The 16,155-nt window shown below is 74.6% G+C and carries 12 protein-coding genes; 8 read left to right on the top strand and 4 right to left on the bottom strand.

Going from position 1 to position 16,155, the window contains the following annotated elements; all coding sequences use genetic code 11:
• Nucleotides 1-96: 96 nt before the first annotated feature.
• Both ACFCY7_RS11990 and ACFCY7_RS11985 read right to left on the bottom strand, forming a co-directional pair.
• The gene (locus ACFCY7_RS11990; RefSeq protein ID WP_376483674.1) at nt 97-1,290 is read right to left on the bottom strand and encodes an amidohydrolase; all 1,194 of its coding nucleotides are present in this window, start codon (nt 1,288-1,290) and stop codon (nt 97-99) included.
• A complete protein-coding gene (locus ACFCY7_RS11985) occupies nt 1,287-2,732 on the bottom strand; it encodes an MFS transporter (RefSeq protein WP_376483672.1) in 1,446 nt (481 codons plus the stop codon). The genes ACFCY7_RS11990 and ACFCY7_RS11985 overlap by 4 nt, the downstream gene beginning before the upstream one ends.
• A gap of 267 nt (nt 2,733-2,999) precedes the next feature.
• On the opposite strand from ACFCY7_RS11985, the gene ACFCY7_RS11980 reads away from it, so the two are divergent.
• Nucleotides 3,000-3,995 carry an Lrp/AsnC family transcriptional regulator gene (locus ACFCY7_RS11980; RefSeq protein WP_376483670.1) on the top strand — a complete coding sequence of 332 codons (996 nt, stop codon included), beginning with the start codon at nt 3,000-3,002 and terminating at the stop codon, nt 3,993-3,995.
• Nucleotides 3,996-4,236: 241 nt separating this feature from the next.
• Here ACFCY7_RS11980 and ACFCY7_RS11975 read toward each other — a convergent pair whose 3' ends face one another.
• On the bottom strand, nt 4,237-5,709 hold the full coding sequence (locus ACFCY7_RS11975) for an MFS transporter (protein ID WP_376483669.1): 1,473 nt from the start codon (nt 5,707-5,709) through the stop codon (nt 4,237-4,239).
• 123 nt (nt 5,710-5,832) lie between these two features.
• On the opposite strand from ACFCY7_RS11975, the gene ACFCY7_RS11970 reads away from it, so the two are divergent.
• Both ACFCY7_RS11970 and ACFCY7_RS11965 read left to right on the top strand, forming a co-directional pair.
• Nucleotides 5,833-6,300, top strand: coding sequence for a MarR family winged helix-turn-helix transcriptional regulator (locus ACFCY7_RS11970; protein WP_376483668.1), 468 nt, complete (start codon nt 5,833-5,835; stop codon nt 6,298-6,300).
• Nucleotides 6,301-6,410: 110 nt separating this feature from the next.
• Nucleotides 6,411-7,151: a Type 1 glutamine amidotransferase-like domain-containing protein gene (locus tag ACFCY7_RS11965; protein WP_376483666.1), complete on the top strand. Its 741-nt coding sequence runs from the start codon at nt 6,411-6,413 to the stop codon at nt 7,149-7,151.
• Nucleotides 7,152-7,162: 11 nt separating this feature from the next.
• Here the strand turns inward: ACFCY7_RS11965 and ACFCY7_RS11960 are convergent, their stop codons facing one another.
• Nucleotides 7,163-7,531, bottom strand: a complete 369-nt coding sequence (locus tag ACFCY7_RS11960; RefSeq protein ID WP_376483665.1) for a YrdB family protein — start codon at nt 7,529-7,531, stop codon at nt 7,163-7,165.
• A 206-nt stretch (nt 7,532-7,737) separates the two neighbouring features.
• Here ACFCY7_RS11960 and ACFCY7_RS11955 point away from each other — a divergent pair, with 206 nt between their 5' ends.
• The 5 genes from ACFCY7_RS11955 to ACFCY7_RS11935 all read left to right on the top strand — a co-directional run bounded on the left by ACFCY7_RS11955 (nt 7,738) and on the right by ACFCY7_RS11935 (nt 16,153).
• The gene (locus ACFCY7_RS11955; RefSeq protein ID WP_376483663.1) at nt 7,738-10,716 is read left to right on the top strand and encodes a carbohydrate binding domain-containing protein; all 2,979 of its coding nucleotides are present in this window, start codon (nt 7,738-7,740) and stop codon (nt 10,714-10,716) included.
• Between the two features lie 207 nt (nt 10,717-10,923).
• The gene (locus ACFCY7_RS11950; RefSeq protein ID WP_376483661.1) at nt 10,924-12,285 is read left to right on the top strand and encodes a hypothetical protein; all 1,362 of its coding nucleotides are present in this window, start codon (nt 10,924-10,926) and stop codon (nt 12,283-12,285) included.
• A gap of 200 nt (nt 12,286-12,485) precedes the next feature.
• Entirely contained in the window at nt 12,486-13,460 is a 975-nt protein-coding gene (locus ACFCY7_RS11945) for a hypothetical protein (protein WP_376483659.1), read from the top strand.
• 25 nt (nt 13,461-13,485) lie between these two features.
• Nucleotides 13,486-15,573, top strand: coding sequence for a M15 family metallopeptidase (locus ACFCY7_RS11940; protein ID WP_376483657.1), 2,088 nt, complete (start codon nt 13,486-13,488; stop codon nt 15,571-15,573).
• Nucleotides 15,518-16,153 carry a hypothetical protein gene (locus tag ACFCY7_RS11935; protein ID WP_376483656.1) on the top strand — a complete coding sequence of 212 codons (636 nt, stop codon included), beginning with the start codon at nt 15,518-15,520 and terminating at the stop codon, nt 16,151-16,153. Before ACFCY7_RS11940 ends, ACFCY7_RS11935 begins: the two co-directional genes overlap by 56 nt.
• Nucleotides 16,154-16,155: the final 2 nt, after the last annotated feature.

Here is a 16,155-nt window from a genome sequence, read left to right as displayed (position 1 = left end):
TGCGGGGAGGGAAGGCTCGGGTCCCCTCCCCGTCACCGTGCCGGACGGCCGGCGGTCGCCGCCCGGCACGGTGGGGTCCGCGGCGGCCGGCGGCGGTCAGTCGCCGGCGGTGCGGGCCGCTCGGCGCGCCAGGAGGCGGGCCCGCTGGTCCGGGTCGGTCGCGAGGTCGATCGCAGTCCACGCCATGGCCAGTCCGCCGTCGAGGACGGCCCGGTCGGCGGCGGCCGTCGTGCCGTACCGGGTGAAGTCGGGGTGGTGCATGATCGTGTCGCCGCAGTCGTACCCGATGGAGGGGTGGATCGTCGGGACGAGGTGCGAGACGTTGCCCATGTCGGTGGAACCGCCGCGCAGGCCGGGGTCGTGGGGCAGGACGGTGCGGCCGAGTGCCTCGGCGGCGGCCTGGTAGCTGCGTCCCATGGCGAGGTCCTGGCGGAGGTCGGCGTAGTCGTTGCCGACGGTCTCCAGGAGAAGTTCGGCGCCGGTGGCCAGGGCGCCCGCCTCGAAGCAGGCCCGGACCCGGGCCTGGAGCTCCGCGAGCTCCTCGCTGGTGCCGGCCCGGACGTCGTAGGTGGCGGTGGCGCGGTCCGGGATGACGTTCGCGGCGTCCCCGGCCGAGGTGACGACGCCGGAGACGACGGCGCCGGGGACCATCTGCTGGCGGTGGGCGGCGATGGCGACCTGGGCGATCATCATGGCGTCGGCGGCGTTGACGCCCCGGTGCGGCATCGCGGCGGCGTGCGCGGGCACCCCGGTGTAGGCGACCGAGAGGCTGCTGATGGCGAGGCTGGCGAGGCCGACGGCGTCCTGCGGCGCGGCGTGCACCATCATGGCGGCGGCCACGTCGTCGAAGGCCCCGGCGCGCAGCATGTCGACCTTTCCGCCGCCCGACTCCTCGGCGGGGGTGCCGAGGAGCGCGACGGTGAGCCCGAGGTCGTCGGCGAGCGGGGCGAGGGCGAGCGCCGCGGCCACGGAGGCGGCGCCGTTGACGTTGTGGCCGCAGGCGTGGCCGATCCCCGGGAGGGCGTCGTACTCGGCGCAGACGGCGACGACCAGGTCGCCGGTGCCGGCGGTGGCGCGGAACGCGGTGGGCAGCCCGTACGCCTCGCGGGTCACGTCGAAGCCGGCGCGTTCGACGAGGTCGGTGATGCGGCGGGCGGCCCGGTGCTCCTCGTAGGCGAGTTCGGGGTCGGCGTGCAGGGCGTGGCTGAGCCCGATGACCGTGTCCTGGTGGCGGGTCAGGGCGGCGCGGCCGTGCGCGCGGGCGGCGGCGGGCGTCGGGTGCGTGGTCATCGGGCGTCCTCGGACGGGGTGCGGTGGAGGAGGGAGGCCGCGGCGCCGGCGAGGGAGATCACCAGGCACAGCACCCAGGAGGTGGTGTAGGCGCCGAGGTCGGGCAGGGCGCGGCCGGCGGGGGTGTGGCCGGCGAAGACGGTCAGGATCGCGGCGGCGCCGAGCGAGCCGCCGACGCTGATGAGGAGCTCGTTGATGCCGGAGCCGACGGAGGTGCGGTCGTGCGGTACGGACTCCACGGCGAGGGTGCGGGTGGAGTGCTGGAGGAAGCCGTTCCCGAGCCCGGCCAGGGCCGTGCCGAGGAGGAAGAGCGGCGCGGAGGTGTGGGTGGCGAGCGCGATGCCGTAGCCGGCGGCCATCAGGAGGGAGCCGGTGACGAGCGTGAGCCGGTCGGTGAGGCGGGCGGCGACGGCGGGGGCGGCGAGCGCGCCCGCGGCCATCGCGAGGAGGTTGGGGAGCAGTCCGAGACCGATGGCGACCGGGCCGTAGCCGAAGCCGTAGCCGGTCTCGGCGGGGCTGGTGCCGAGGAAGACCGAGTGGGCGACCTGGAGGCCGAACATGCAGAAGCTGAACGTGACGGTGACGAGGGAGACCACGACCACCGGGCGGTGGCGGAACATCCGGACGTCGATCATGGGCTCGGCGGTACGGAGCTCCACGCGGACCCACAGGGCGGTCACGAGCACGCCGCCGACCAGGGTGGCGAGGGTACGGGCGGAGGTCCACTCCCAGCCGGGGGTGCCGCCGAGGCCGAGGGCGAGCATCAGGGCGACGAGTCCGGTCGAGAGCAGCAGCGCGCCGGTCCGGTCGACCGAGCCGCCGGGGCGGTCGGCCGACTCGGGCAGGAGGGGCCAGGTGACGGCGAGCGCGACGGTCGCGCCGATCGCGGGCACCCAGAGGGCGGCGGTGGGGCTGTCGACGGATGCGGCGATGAAGCCGCTGGTCAGCAGTCCCAGGGTCAGGCCGCCGATCAGCGCGGCGACCATGTGGCTGATGCCGCGGCGGCTCTCGGCGTCGCCGCCGTCGGGGCGGTTGCGGAGGATGCCGACGAGGAGCGGGAAGAAGCCCGCGATGGCCCCTTGCAGGATCTGGCCGGCGAGCAGCACCGGGAAGGAGCGGCTGAGGCCGACCAGGACCGAGCCGGCGATGACGATCGCCAGGTTCCAGCGCAGGATCCGGCGGTGGCCGTACAGGTCGCCCATGCGGGCCAGCACCGGGGTGAACGCGACGCTGGCGAGCAGGTTCGCGATGCTGATCCAGTTCAGGTCCGCCGCCGTGACCTTGAGTGTGTCGGTCAGTCCCTTGAGCAGCGGTGACAGGAAGCCCTGGGTGATCCCGCTGGACAGCTCGACGAGGGCGACCGAGGCGACGACCGCTCCCGCGGGGGTGGCGCGTACGGCTCTTCTCGGTGCGGGGGCGGTGCGGGTACCGGCGTCCGTCATACGTACTACCTCTTCGGGAGGGCCGCGGGGGCTCGATGGGGAAGGGGCCGCCCGACGAGTGGGGGTGCGGGGGCGGAAGATGCACCACAATGTGGCGAGCGAGCGGCACTTCGGGCAAGAGTTGCCCCGGAAGACGGACGATTGCGGCAGCGGGACGGCCCCCTTCGGCGGATTCCGGCACGACGGGAGCGCACAGGGCGCCATCGGACACGCCCGCCGCGGCGGGTCGCGCGCGTCCACGCGTGCCGTACGAGAGGAAGAAACGGGATGACGGCCACGCGGGATCCCCGGCCCGGTGGCGGCGCCGGCCTGGACGCACTGGACCACGGCATCCTCAAGGTGCTGCACCGCGACCCGCGCGCCCCGTTCGCCGAGGTCGCGACGGCGGTCGGGGCGCACGAGCGGACCGTCGCCCGCCGACTGGAGCGGATGACCGCCGACGGACGGGTGGCGTTCGTCGCCGCGCTCGTGCCGGAGTACCAGTACGAGGGGGTGACGGCCGAGGTCGCCGTGCGGTGCGCGCCGGGCCGGGTCCACGAGGTGGCGCTGACGCTGGCGGCCCTGGAGGAGACGCGGTCCGTGGAGGTCGCCACCGGGGCGCTCGACGTGTTCGTCGAGCTCCACGCGCCGGCCCACGACGCGCTGCTCACCCTGGTGGACACGGTGATCGGCCGGCTCGACGGCGTCGTGGACATCCACTCCGCGGTGGTCCTGCGGCTGCTGCTCACGGCCAGCGACTGGGCGCCGTACGACGACGAGCCCACGGACGTGCGCCGGCACGCCGTGGAGGGCACGGCGCTGCCGGAGCCGCCGGCCGTGGACGAGCTCGACCGGCGGCTCGTCGACCTCCTGCGGCGGGACGCCCGGATGTCGACGACCCGCCTCGCCCGCGAGCTGAGCGTCGGCGAGACCACGGCCCGGCGACGCCTGGCCCGGCTGATGGAGTCGCACGTCCTGCACCTGCGGCTGCACGCCGATCCCGCGGTCCTGGGCTATCCCGTGGAGGCCCGCTTCCGGCTCGGCGTCCCGCACCGCGAACTCGCCGCCGCGATCCGCCTGCTGGCCGGCGAGCCGGCCCTCCGCCACCTCGTCGTCACCAGCGGCGCGACCAGCCTGCTCGGCTACTCCAGCCACCGCGACACCCGCGACTTCCAGGAGTTCGCCGCCCGGGTCTTCGCACGCCTGGAGGGCGTGACGTCGACGGAGACGGCCCTCCTGATGCGGACGTACAAGCGGGCCGGCTTCGCGTCGGGCGGGGGGTGACGGGGGCGGGGCGGGGAACGGCCGCCAGGAAGGAGCCGGGCCGCCGCGGAGGGGGCGCCCTGCCAGGGGGGCCGGACCGACCGCGAGACCCCTCACCGCCAGGACCCCGGCGGCCGCCTCTGCGCGGCCGTCGGGGTCCTCGGGGTCCGGTGTACGCCCCGGCGGGGCCGGGGTGCCGGACCGGGGCGGCGCCGTCGCGCGCCGTCCCCACGTGCGCGGCGACACCGCCCGGTACCGGGTGTCAGGCCGCGGCCGCTCCGGTGGCGGCGGTGCGCGGCGTGGTGTCGGATTCCGCCGCGGCCGGATCGTCGGCGCCTGTGGCCGGGGCCTTCGCGGGGATGAGGGCGGCGACGGCCGCGGCGGCGAGGCCGACGCCGCAGCCGATGAGCAGGGCGACCCGGAAGCCGTCCTCGGAGGGCAGGGCGTGGCCGCCGAGGCTGGTGGTCATCTGGGCGAGGACGACGCCGATGACGGCGGCCGAGACGGACGTGCCGATGGAGCGCATCAGGGTGTTGAAGCTGTTGGCCGACGCGGTCTCCTCCTGCGGGACGGCGCCCATGATCAGGGCGGGCATGGCGCCGTAGGCGAGGCCGACGCCCGTGTTGCAGATGAGCGTCACGACGAGCAGGCCCCAGGTGGAGCCCATCAGGGCGAGGGAGGAGCCGTACCCGGCGGAGATGACGAGGGCGCCGACGGCGAGCGTGACCTTGGGGCCGCGGGCGGCCGAGAGCTTGGCGCCGAGCGGGGCGAGGAGCATCATCATCAGGCCCGCGGGGGCCATCCAGAGGCCCATCGCCATCATGGACTGGCCGAGGCCGTAGCCGGTGGCCTCGGGCAGCTGGAACAGCTGGGGCACGACCAGGGACTGCGCGTACATGGCGAAGCCCACCAGGACCGACGCCATGTTGGTCATCAGGACGACGGGGCGGGCGGTGACCCGCAGGTCGACGAGCGGGTCCCGGGTGCGCAGCTCCCACGCACCCCAGGCGAGCAGCACGACGGCCGCGACGGCGAACAGGCCGAGGGTGGTGCCGCTGCCCCAGCCCCAGGTCGCGCCCTTGGAGACGGCGAGCAGCAGGGCGACGAGCCCGACGCCGAGGCCGAGCGCGCCGGGTGCGTCGAAGCGGCCCGGGGCCGGGTTGCGCCGGCCCGTGGGGGCGACGCGCCAGATGAGGACGCCGACCAGGGCGCTGAGTCCGGCGGCGACCCAGAAGAGGACCTGCCAGCTGGCGTTCTCGGCGACGGCCGCGGAGAACGGCAGGCCGAGGGCGCCGCCGACGCCCATGGAGGCGCTCATCAGGGCGATGGACCCGCCGAGCTTCTCGGGCGGGAGGATGTCGCGCAGCAGGCTGATGCCGAGGGGGACGACGCCCATGCCGAGGCCCTGGAGTCCGCGTCCGACGATCATCGGGACGACGGAGGAGGCGAGGGCGCACACGATCGAGCCGGCGATCAGCGGGATCACCGAGACGAGCAGGACGCGCCGCTTGCCGAGGGTGTCGCCGAGTCGCCCGGCGACGGGGGTGGCGACGGCGCCGGCGAGCAGGGTCGCGGTGATCACCCACGAGGCGTTGGACGCGGTGGTGTCGAGCAGCCTGGGGAGGTCGCCGATGAGCGGCACCACCAGCGTCTGCATGAGCGCGGCCACGATGCCCGCGAGCGCGAGGACGCCGACGACGCCTCCGGGTCGGGCGTCGGGCTTGGAGCCGTCCACGAGTTCTCCCTCGGTCTTGCGCGGTGATTCCGCACGTGATTCGTTATGCATCATGCACATCAATGGCGTCATACACAAGCTGTGCATGATGCACATGCTTCCGCCGCGAGAGAGAATGCCCCCATGGACAAGCCCGTGGACAAGCCCACCCACCTGGTCGAATTCGAGACCATGCTGCTCAGCAGGCACACGCATCTGTACGCGCCCCGCTCCCGGGCCGGCGGCGCCCAGCTCGACCGCAGCGCCTACGTCCTCCTGAGCCGCATCCGCATGCACGGCCCCCTGTCCATCGGCCAGCTCAGCGAGGCCTTCGGCCTCGACGCGTCCACCCTCAACCGCCAGACCGCCGCCATGCTCCGCGCCGGCCTCGTCGAACGCATCCCCGACCCCGACGGCGGCATCGCCCGCAAGTTCCGCATCACCGAAGAGGGCGAACGCCGCCTCGACGCCGACCGCACCTCCAACATCGAGGGCCTCGAACGCGTCATGGAGCACTGGCCCGCCGAGGACGTCGCCGAATTCGCCGCCTTCCTCGAACGCTTCAACCGCGACATCGAACGCCTCGAGGGCCGCCCCTGGCCACGCCCCTGACCGGGAGCGAGAGGTATTCGGTTGCGCACGCGGCCGACGGCTCGGCAGAGTTCGGCGCACCGCCCGCACGCCGCCCGCACACCGTGAACGACCACCGAGGAGGCGCTCCCGTGACCGTCGCCCCCGAGCCCCGTCTGGCCCTCCTCGGCGGCGGGTTCTCCACCGACGACGACGGCCTCCTGGACGACTGGGTGCTCGGCCACGCGCGCGCGGCCCGGCCCAAGGTGTGCTTCGTCCCCACGGCGAGCGGCGACGCCCCCGGCTACGTCGAGAAGTTCCTCGACGCGTACCGCGACCGCGCCTGCGAGCCCAGCGTCCTGCACCTGTTCCGGCGGGAACTCGACGACGAGGGCCTCCGGGCGCTCCTGCTGACCCAGGACGTCGTCTACGTGGGCGGCGGCAACACCGCCAACCTCCTCGCGGTCTGGCGCGCGCACGGAGTCGACCGGCTGCTGCGCGAGGCGTACGCGGGCGGAACACTGCTGTGCGGGATCAGCGCCGGCGCCAACTGCTGGGCCGACGGCTGCCACACCGACTCCTTCGGACCCCTGGCGCACCTGGCCGACGGCCTGGGGATCCTCCCCGGCTCCGTCTGCCCCCACTACGACGGCGAGCCCGGTCGGCGCGGCTCCTACCGGGCGGCGGTGGCGGCACGCGCGCTTCCGGCGGGCTGGGCCCTGGACGACGGCGTGGGTGCGCTCTTCACCCGGGGAGTGCTGACCGAGGCGGTGACGCGCAGCCCCCGGGCCCGCCTCCACCGCGTGGAGCCGGGCGGGGGCGACGGCGTGACGGAGCGCGCTCTGCCGTGTCGGCCGCTCGTCGCGGGCGGGGGCGCCACCGCTCCCGAGTGACGGGGTGCCCGTCAGGCCCCGCGTCGCATCGCGGCCTGGCGGTCGGCCGTCGCCAGGGCGGTGTTGAGGAGCGCCACGACGGCGAACGCGAGGGCCGCCGACGGGTGGTCGAGCGCGTGGAGGGCGAGGGCCGCCGCGCCGAAGACCAGGGCCTTGACGGCGAGAACTCCCGGGAGCGGCAGGGGGATACGGGCCTTGGGGGCGGCGAAGAGACCCCAGGTGACGGCGGCGACGGCGGGCGCCGAGACGGCGAGCAGCAGCCGGAGGGCCACGTTGTCCGCAGCGTCCCAGCCCCACCAGGCCAGGACGGCCAGGGCCGCGAGCTCCAGCAGGAACGCCAGCCCTTCGTTGAACACGTGCAGCGGGCCGGGCAACTTCATCGGGAACCCCTCGACATCGATCACACGCGCGAACCGGCCCGAGCCTAGACGCCACTTCCGGCAGAAGTCTTTACCGCCGGGCTTCGGCGGCGGTAACTTCCCGCCGACGCAAAACGTTTCTGAAACTTTCCGACTGTGTTTCCAGCGGTGCTGATCCCCATCCCCCAACCAGCCCGCACGGAACGCGCCCCTGCTTGGAGAATCAGATGACCCGCACCCCCACACGGCTGCCCGGACGCCCGGTGGCCGTCCTGGCCGTGGCCGCCGGCCTGCTCGGCCTGCTCGCGGCACCACCCGACGGGCCCTCGCCGCGGACCGCGCCGGCCGCCGCCGTCGCCGAGAACACGGCGACGGTCTTCTACTGGACGAAGACGAAGAACTGGGCGGCCTACAACCTGCATTACGCCCCCGACGGGGGCTCGTGGACCACCGTCCCCGGCGTCGCCATGGAGGCCGCCTGTACGGACTGGGTGAAGAAGACCGTCAGCCTCGGCACGGCCACCGGGCTGCAGGCGACCTTCAACAACGGCACCGGCACCTGGGACAACAACGGCGGCAGGAACTACGCCCTGGGCACCGGCGCGATCACCGTCAAGGACGGGGTCGTCGCCCACTCGGACCCCTGCGCGGGCACCACGCCCACGCCGTCCGCCAAGGCCACGGTGTACTACTCCACCGAGGCCCTCGGCTGGTCCACCGCCAACATCCACTACCAGCCCGCGGGCGGTTCCTGGACGGCCGTGCCCGGCGTCGGCATGCAGACGGCCTGCACCGGCTGGTGGAAGCGGGAGATCGACCTGGGGACGGCGACGTCCTTCAAGGCCGCGTTCAACAACGGCAACGGCACCTGGGACAACAACGGCGGCGCGGACTACGCCATCGGAACGGGCGTCAGCACCGTACGGAACAACGTGGTGACGGCGAACGCGGCCGACCCGTGCGCCGCCGCCACACCCGACACGCAGGCGCCGACGGCCCCCGGGCGCGTCACCGCCGCCGCCGACGGGATCTCGGTCCTGCTCACCTGGGACCCCGCCACCGACGACCGGGGCGTGACGAAGTACCAGGTCACCCGGGTCGGCGGCAGTGGCGGCACGGTCGTGACCGACGTCGGCTCCACCGTGTACTCCGACACGGGCCTGGCCGAGCGGACCGCGTACACCTACACGGTGAAGGCCGTGGACGCGGCGGGGAACGTCTCCGCCGCCTCGGCCGCCGCGACCGCCACCACCGGCGACAAGCCGGCGACCCCCGCCACCGGGAAGCCGCTGGGCACCGACCCGCGCAAGGACCCGATCTACTTCGTCCTGACCGCGCGCTTCAACGACGGCGACGCGTCGAACAACCGCGGCGGCAGCCAGCACGTCAAGTCGGGCAACGCGGCCGACGACGACCCCATGTTCCGGGGCGACTTCAAGGGCCTCATCCAGAAGCTGGACTACGTCAAGGGGCTCGGCTTCTCGGCGATATGGGTCACGCCGGTGGTCCTCAACCGGTCCGACTACGACTACCACGGCTACCACGGCTACGACTTCTACAAGGTCGACCCGCGCCTGGAGTCGGCCGGCGCCTCCTACCAGGACCTCATCGACGCCGCCCACGCCAAGGGCATGAAGATCTACCAGGACGTCGTCTACAACCACTCCTCCCGCTGGGGCGCCAAGGGCCTGTTCACGCCGACCGTCTACGGCGTGCGGGACAGCCAGTGGAGCTGGTACTACGACGAGAAGCAGCCCGGATTCGAGTACGACGGCCTGACGATCGACGCGAAGAGCGGCAAGTCGTACTACAACGGCGACCTGTGGTCGACGGCCGAGCCGACCGGCAACACGTGCCTCAACTGGGGCAAGCCGACCGGCGGCAAGAGCGCCGAGGGGTACACCGTCTACAACTGCCAGTGGCCGAGCCCGACCTCCGGCATGTTCCCGAAGGCCCTCTACCACCAGTGCTGGATCGGCAACTGGGAGGGCGAGGACTCCCGCTCCTGCTGGCTGCACGAGGACCTGGCGGACTTCGACACCGAGAACGCGACGGTCCAGAGCTATCTGATCGGCGCGTACGACAAGTACATCGACATGGGCGTCGACGGCTTCCGCGTCGACACGGCGGTACACATCCCGCGCACCACCTGGAACCGCCGCTTCCTGCCGGCCATCCAGGAGCGGGTGACGCAGCGCCACGGAGCCGAGGCGGCCGCCAACTTCTTCGTCTTCGGCGAGGTCGCCGCGTTCGTCAACGACAAGTGGAACCGCGGCTCGGTGAACCACTCGGCGCAGTTCTACACGTGGAAGGAGCGCAAGGAGTACGACATCGACGACACCAAGGCCGCTCTGGAGATGTACGACTACGAGCAGCAGCAGGGCACCGGCAACCAGCCCGCGTCGACCAACGCGTTCCTGAACGGGAACAGCTACCACGCGCCGGACCACAGCCGGTTCTCCGGCATGAACGTCATCGACATGCGCATGCACATGAACTTCGGTGACGCCTCCAACGCCTTCTTCAACGGCAAGGACTCGGACGACAGTTACAACGACGCCACCTACAACGTGGTCTACGTCGACAGCCACGACTACGGCCCGAACAAGTCGAGCGAGCGGTACGCGGGCGGCACCGACGCCTGGGCGGAGAACATGTCCCTGATGTGGACGTTCCGCGGCATCCCCACGCTGTACTACGGCTCCGAGATCGAGTTCCAGAAGGGCAAGAAGATCGACTGCGGGCCGACCTGCCCGCTCGCCACCACCGGCCGCGCCTACTACGGCGAGCACCTCGCCGGATCGGTCACGGCCTCCGACTTCTCCCAGGTCTCGTCGGCCTCCGGCGCCGTCGCCACCACGCTCCAGCAGCCCCTGGTGCAGCACGTGCAGCGGCTCAACCGGATCCGCCGCGCCATCCCGGCCCTCCAGATGGGGCAGTACTCCACCGAGGGCATCTCGGGCGGCATGGCCTACAAGCGCCGCTACACCAGCGGTTCCACGGACAGCTTCGCCCTGGTCACGGTCTCGGGCGGCGCCACCTTCTCCGGCGTCCCGAACGGCACCTACACCGACGCCGTCACGGGCGACGTCCGCACGGTCGCCAACGGCACCCTCACGGTCGCCGCGCCCGGCAAGGGCAACCTGCGCGTGTACGTGCTCAACGGCCCCGGCAAGATCGGCGCCTCGGGCCCGTACCTGAAGTAGCGCCCACGGTACGGGGCGGCCCCACCCGCCCCGTACCCCCGCACTCCTCCCGCACCGCTCCCGTCCCGCCCCCGGGCGCCGGTTTGACACCCCCGGCGGGCGGGCGGACGGTGGGAACCGGGGACGACCGTGCTCCCGGGGCGGGGGAGGCCGGTGCCTCCGGGGCGAAGAGAGCAGTGCTCCCGGGGCATGGGAGATGATCGCCCGATGGCTGCCGGAATGGAGTTCGGGGCGGCGCCGGTCATGGCGTTGCACGCCTCACCGGCCATGGTCGCGTTCGCGTCCCTGCTCCAGCTCACCTCCTGGGAGCTCGAAGCCCGGGTGACGGAGGAGCTCGCCGAGAACCCCGCCCTCGAAGAGGACCCGTCGGCCGTCGCCTGCCCCCTCTGCCGGGCTCCCCTCCGGAGCCCGGGCCTCTGCCCCTGCCTGGGCGGGGCCGGCCGGGTCCCGGAGCGTCCGGGGGCCGCGCCCGAACCCCGGGCCGAGGACCGGAGCGCGACGCTGCTCGCCGAGGTCAGGGCGGCGCTGCCCGCGTCGGACGCGGGGCTCGCCGCGTACCTCGTGGGCAGTCTCGGACCGCGCGGACGCCTGGACGGGTCCGTCGGGGAGATCGCCGCCGCCCTCGGGGTCGCGCCCGGCCGCGTCCGGCGGGGCCTGGCCGCGCTGCGCGCCGCGACACCGGCGGGAACGGCCGCGTGCGACCTCCGGGAGTGCCTGCTGCTCCAGCTGGACCGGTGGGAGGAGGCGCACGGCTGCCGCGAGCCGGTCGTGCGGTCCGTGCTCACCCACCGCCTGGAGGCGCTGGCCGGCGAGGAGCGCTTCGCGGAGGCCGCGGAGGCGCTGGGCGTCACGGTCGAGGAGGTACGGCGGGTCAGGGCGTTCGTGCGGTCGGAGCTGCGGCCCACGGCGGGGCCCGACCTGGCACCGCCGCCGCCCGAGGCCTGCGCGCCGCCCGACCTGGTGATCGCCCGTGACCCCCGGGGCACGGGCGCGTACACCGTGGTCCTCCTCGAACCCCTCCGCCTCAGGCTCACCGTGAGCCCGGCCTACCTCTGCTATCTGTCCGGGCCGGCGTCCGCCGCAGGCGACGGGCGGCCGGGGGCCGGGGAGCGCCTCGCGCGGGAGCAGGTCGGCCGGGCGCGGGAGTTCCTCACCCGCCTCGACCGGCGCTGGCGGACGCTGCACCGCATCGCGGCGTACGTCGTGGAGGCGCAGCGGCCGTTCCTCGACCACGGCCCGGCCGCGCTGAGCCCCCTGTGCCGCCGCGAGGTCGCCGCGGCGCTCGGGCTGCACGAGTCGACGGTGTCCCGGGCGGTGGCCGGGCGCGTCGCGCTGCTCCCCTGTCGTCGCGCGATGCCGCTCGCCGGGTTCTTCGGCACCGCCACGGGCGTCCACACGGCCCTGCGGGACCTGGTCGCGCGGGAGAGCCGGCCGCTCTCCGACGGCGAGCTCGCCCGGCTGCTCGCCGAGCGGGGCTATCCGGTGGCGCGCCGCACCGTGGCCAAGTACCGCACGGGCCTCGGCATCGAGCCCCGCGCCCGGCGGACCGCCGGCCCGCGCGCCGCCTGACGCACCCCTCCGACCGAAGGTCCCTTCGCCGCACCGCGCCCGTACGGACGCCGCCCGGCGAAGGGACCTTCGCCGCGGCGCGCCCCGGGCCCGGTGCACACGGCCCCGTCCGGCTGGCACGGGGCTTGCAGGAGAGAAGGGCGAACGTCGTGCCGCAGCCGTCGGCGGGCACCGCCCGGCGGAGTGACGAGGAGGCCGCAATGCACAACATGGATCGCACACAGCTCGAGTTCGGCTACGGGACCGGCGGCGGCACGCCCGGCGAGGCGGAGGCGTACGGCGCGTACGCCCCGGAGTACGAGGGCGCGGCCGAGTACGGCGTCCAGGAGGCCGAGGGGACCCTGGACGAGGTCCAGGAGATGGAGCTCGCCGGGGAACTCCTGGAGGTCGCCGACGAGGCCGAGCTCGACCACTTCCTCGGGAAGCTGGTGCGGGCCGCGGCGCCCCTGCTGCGGGGAGCTTCGGGGAAGGCCCTGCGAGGCCTGCTGCGCGGCGCGGCCAAGCAGTTCCTGCCGGTGCTCGGTTCGGCCGCCGGCAACCTCGTCCTGCCCGGCGTCGGCGGCCTGGTCGGCTCCCAGCTCGCGTCGCAGGCGGGCAGCCTGTTCGGGCTCGAACTGGAGGGGCTCAGCCGGGAGGACCAGGAGTTCGAGGCGGCCCGCCAGTTCGTCCGGTTCGCCGCCGACGCGGCCCGGACGGCCGCGGGCTCCGACGACGGGGCGGCGGGTGAGACGGACGGGGCGGCGGAGGCCGAGGCGTTCGGGCAGTACGAGGGCGACTTCCAGGGCGAGTTCGGCGACGGCGCCGCCGAGCTGGGTGCTCCCGACGCGTTCGAGGCGGCGGGCGGGTACGGGGACGCGGGCGAGTTCGAGGGGGACTTCGAAGGGGACTTCGAGGGCGACTTCACCGGCGAGTACGAGGGCGAGGACGAGGGGGACGTCCCCGGCGAGTTCGAGGGCGGTGACCTGGCCGGCGAGTTCGGGGACGAGCTCGACGGCGCCGGGGAACTGGACACCGGGGAACTGGACGCGGGCGCCGCGCGGGCCGCCGTGCTGAGCGCCGCCCAGCGGTACGCCCCGGGGCTCGTCCCGATGGTGTCCGGCGCGGTGTACGGGGGGCGGCGCAGCACCGGCCGCTGGGTCAGGCGGGGCCGGACGATCATCCTCCTCGGCGTCTGAGCCGGCACCGGAAGGGAGACCTGCCATGAGCACGTACGAGTGCGAGTGCGGCGGTCGGCGGCGGGCCGCGGAAGCGGGGAGCGCCGGCACGGTGGCTCCCGAACTGCGGGAGTACGCGGCGGAGACGGGCCTGCTCGGCGGCGAGTACGGCAGCCCGCTGACCGAGGCGGAGGAGAGCGCGCTCGCCGCGGAGCTCCTCGGCGTCGCCGACGAACGGGAGCTGGAGGCCTTCCTCGGTTCGTTCCTGGCCCCCGTCGCGCGGCGCGAGGGCGGGTTCCTCAGCTCCACGGCGGGCGCGGCTCTCGGCGGGGTCCTGAAGAACGTGGCCCTGACCGCGCTGCCGGGCATGGGGTCGGGGACGGGGTCGACCGGTCCGGGGCGCCAGGTCGTGGACCGGGTGCCGATGCTGCGGCGGCACGCCGGGACGCCGCCGGACCTGGTCCTGAAGTGGAACGCGATGAACAGGCCGTCGCGGATCGACGTCGTGGTCCATCTCCACGGCTTCGCCGTCCGCGGCGCGGCGATGACCCTCCCGGTGGACATCGAGCCGGTGAGCGGTCTCGACTTCGGCGCCGTTCCCGGCCGTACGGCCCCGACGCTGCTCGTCCTCCCCCGCGGCCACCACTTCGGCGGCCGGTCAGGTCGCGGGTACACGCACTCGGCCCTGGAGCCGCCGGGCGCGATACAGCGCCTGGTCGCCGAGGCCCTGGCCCGGTTCAAGGCCGCGACGGGGGTCGACGCCCCGCTCGGGCGCCTCGTCCTCACCGCGCACTCCGGCGGCGGCGCCTCGCTGATGCGGATCCTGCGGCACACCGATCCCGACGAGGTGCACACCTTCGACGCGCTGTACGGCGACCCGGGGCCGCTCGTCGACTGGGCGCGGCGGCGGGCCGCCCGGGGCTCGGGCGCGCTCCGGGTGCTCTACCGGCCGTACGAGCCGACCGCGCGCCACAGCGAACAGGTGGCGGCCGCCGTGCGCGGCGCGTCCTCACCGCGCTTCCGGGTGGAGTGGACGAAGGTGCCGCACATGCGGATCCCCCGGCTCTTCGGGCCGCTGCTCCTCGCCGACGCGGGCGCCGACCTGCCGGGCACGGGCCCGGCTCCGGCCCCGGCCCCGGCTCCCCGCCGCAGGAGCGGTGGCGGTGGCGGTCACGCCGTCCGGGAAATGGCGGGCACCGATGACGAGTTCGGCGGGGATCCGGGGCACACGTCCGGTGCGTCGGAGGCCGAGGTGGGCGGCGGGTGGAGCGGTGCGCCCGAGCAGGTCGCCTTCCGGCAGCGGGTCCTCGACGCGCACCTGGCGCGCACCCGGAAGCGGAAGGGCCGGCCCGGGCGGGACCTGGCGCCCGGCGAGCTGGCCCCGGTGGCCGGGACCTCGATCTCCATGCGGAGCGACGCCGCGGCCGCGGCCGGCCGGCTGCTCGCGGCGGCCCACGCGGCGCTCGCCGAGGCGCGGGCGGCGGGGGACGAGGACGCCGGGCACACCCGGCGGCTCACCGGAGGGAGCGGCTACCGGGGCAGTGACCACCAACAGCGGCTGTGGCTCGGCTACTTCAAGGGCTACTACGACCAGACGCTCGCCGCGCGCGCGGCGCTCCCCGGCGGCCCGCACGGCGACGGCGCGGTCCGGTACATGCTGGACGTGTTCGGCATCCCCGCGCGGATCGCCGCGCCCGGGTACAGCAACCACCAGAACGGGATCGCGATCGACTTCCTCCAGGTGCGCGGACGCGGCCACCCCCTCCGCAACAGCACGGGGGCCGCGGCCGTCGGGCAGTGGCACGCCACCTGGTTCTTCCGCTGGCTCCAGGCCAACGCCCGACGCTTCGGCTTCGGGCCGTACACCCGCGAGCCCTGGCACTGGGTCTTCCAGGGTTCCGCCGCCGCGCCGGTGGCCTCGGCACGGCGTGCGGGAGCCCCGGCCGCGGCCGCTGCTCGACAACCCGGCGGCCGAACTCTTCGGTCTGGAACAGGAGTCGGACGACCCCCGGGAGAGCGAGTTCGAGGTGGCCCGGCGCTTCGTCCGGCTCTCGGCGGCGGCCGTGCGGAACGCGGCGATGGCGCCGCGCGACCGGTACCGCCGCTACCGCCCGTACCGGGGCCGGGCCGGTGACGGCGCGGTCGGCCGCGCGGCCGTGTTCGCCGCCGCCCGGCGCTACGCGCCCGGCCTCTACCGCTCGTTCCCCCGGTACGCCCGCCCGGCGCCGTGGTCGTGGCCCCGGCCGTTCCCGACCGGGCGACGACACCGGTACGGTCGCCGCTACGGATACGGCTACCCGCGCTACGGGCTCGGGACGTCGTACGTGACGCAGCCCGCGTCGACAGCGCCGTACGACCCGGGTCCGTACGGACCGGGTGCCCACCGTCCCGTGCCGTACGAGCCCGGCCCGTACGAGCCCGGGGCGCCGGAACCGGCGCCGTACGCCTCCGCCGACGCGGGACCCGGCCCGGCGGGCGCGGGCCCCGAGGCCGCCGCGGAACCCGACGGCACGCCCCCGGGCGCACCGGAGCCGGCGGCTGCGGGCGCGCCGGAACCAGCGGGCGGCAGCGCACCGGACGCCCTGCACACGGGAACCGCTTCCGGTCCGCCGCCGGCGGCCGACGGGAGCACCGCTCCCCCGCGTCCGGCCCCCGGGCCCGCGTCCGGCACCTGGGTGCGCCGGGGCGACCGGGTCACGATCGTGGAGGCCTGACC

Origin of the sequence: Streptomyces sp. NPDC056361 (genome assembly GCF_042262805.1) — a bacterium.
GTDB lineage: Bacteria > Actinomycetota > Actinomycetes > Streptomycetales > Streptomycetaceae > Streptomyces.
This window is presented reverse-complemented; position numbering and strand designations above follow the sequence as displayed.